Raw genomic sequence first — 1,522 nt, 5'->3', positions numbered from 1 at the left:
TCGAAGCATGATCGCAAGGACATGTGGAGCGCTTAGAAGTGAGAATGCCGGTGTGAGTAGCGAAAGACGGGTGAGAATCCCGTCCACCGATTGACTAAGGTTTCCAGAGGAAGGCTCGTCCGCTCTGGGTTAGTCGGGTCCTAAGCTGAGGCCGACAGGCGTAGGCGATGGATAACAGGTTGATATTCCCGTACCACCTAGTATCGTTTTAATCGATGGGGGGACGCAGTAGGATAGGCGAAGCGTGCTATTGGATTGCACGTCCAAGCAGTAAGACTGAGTGTTAGGCAAATCCGGCACTCATAAGGTCAAGCTGTGATGGGGAGAGGAAATTGTTTCCTCGAGTCGTTGATTTCACACTGCCAAGAAAAGCCTCTAGATAGATAACAGGTGCCCGTACCGCAAACCGACACAGGTAGTCAAGATGAGAATTCTAAGGTGAGCGAGCGAACTCTCGTTAAGGAACTCGGCAAAATGACCCCGTAACTTCGGGAGAAGGGGTGCTCTTTAGGGTTAACGCCCAGAAGAGCCGCAGTGAATAGGCCCAAGCGACTGTTTATCAAAAACACAGGTCTCTGCTAAACCGTAAGGTGATGTATAGGGGCTGACGCCTGCCCGGTGCTGGAAGGTTAAGAGGAGTAGTTAGCTTCTGCGAAGCTACGAATCGAAGCCCCAGTAAACGGCGGCCGTAACTATAACGGTCCTAAGGTAGCGAAATTCCTTGTCGGGTAAGTTCCGACCCGCACGAAAGGCGTAACGATTTGGGCACTGTCTCAACGAGAGACTCGGTGAAATCATAGTACCTGTGAAGATGCAGGTTACCCGCGACAGGACGGAAAGACCCCGTGGAGCTTTACTGTAGCCTGATATTGAAATTCGGCACAGCTTGTACAGGATAGGTAGGAGCCTTTGAAACGTGAGCGCTAGCTTACGTGGAGGCATTGGTGGGATACTACCCTAGCTGTGTTGGCTTTCTAACCCGCACCACTTATCGTGGTGGGAGACAGTGTCAGGTGGGCAGTTTGACTGGGGCGGTCGCCTCCTAAAAGGTAACGGAGGCGCTCAAAGGTTCCCTCAGAATGGTTGGAAATCATTCATAGAGTGTAAAGGCATAAGGGAGCTTGACTGCGAGACTTACAAGTCGAGCAGGGTCGAAAGACGGACTTAGTGATCCGGTGGTTCCGCATGGAAGGGCCATCGCTCAACGGATAAAAGCTACCCCGGGGATAACAGGCTTATCTCCCCCAAGAGTTCACATCGACGGGGAGGTTTGGCACCTCGATGTCGGCTCATCGCATCCTGGGGCTGTAGTCGGTCCCAAGGGTTGGGCTGTTCGCCCATTAAAGCGGTACGCGAGCTGGGTTCAGAACGTCGTGAGACAGTTCGGTCCCTATCCGTCGTGGGCGTAGGAAATTTGAGAGGAGCTGTCCTTAGTACGAGAGGACCGGGATGGACATACCTCTGGTGTACCAGTTGTCGTGCCAACGGCATAGCTGGGTAGCTATGTATGGACGGGATAAGT

At 52.8% G+C, this 1,522-nt stretch carries 1 rRNA gene; it reads left to right on the top strand.

Annotated features, from left to right (window positions below):
- A 23S ribosomal RNA gene (locus tag KLP42_RS26515) occupies window positions 1-1,522 on the top strand; the annotation flags it as partial.

It is taken from the genome of Rhizobium sp. CSW-27 (assembly GCF_018760785.1).
Lineage (GTDB): Bacteria > Pseudomonadota > Alphaproteobacteria > Rhizobiales > Rhizobiaceae > Neorhizobium.
This window is presented reverse-complemented; position numbering and strand designations above follow the sequence as displayed.